This is a genomic window from Haemophilus sp. HMSC71H05 (assembly GCF_001838635.1).
Taxonomy (GTDB): Bacteria; Pseudomonadota; Gammaproteobacteria; order Enterobacterales; family Pasteurellaceae; genus Haemophilus_D; species Haemophilus_D parainfluenzae_R.
Window position 1 is genome coordinate 98,618 of sequence record NZ_KV838037.1, and the last position, 288, is coordinate 98,905.

The window sequence follows — 288 nt, forward strand, 5'->3', positions numbered from 1 at the left end:
TCATTAAAGATGGTGCAACTGGTGCGAAAGGTGAGAAAGGTGATACTGGTGCAACAGGTGCAGATGGTAAGAACGCTGAAGCAGATGTGAAAGACAACGGCGACGGTACTCACACAGTAACCATCAAAGATGGTAACGGTAACACCACAACGACTATCATTAAAGATGGTGCAACTGGTGCGAAAGGTGATACTGGTGCAGACGGTAAGAACGCTGAAGCAGACGTTAAAGATAACGGCGACGGTACTCATACTGTAACTATCAAAGATGGTAACGGTAATACCACAA

1 pseudogene is annotated in these 288 nt (G+C 45.5%); it reads left to right on the plus strand.

The annotated features are described in order from the left end of the window. A pseudogene (locus HMPREF3279_RS06775) lies at positions 1–288 on the plus strand (hypothetical protein); the annotation flags it as partial.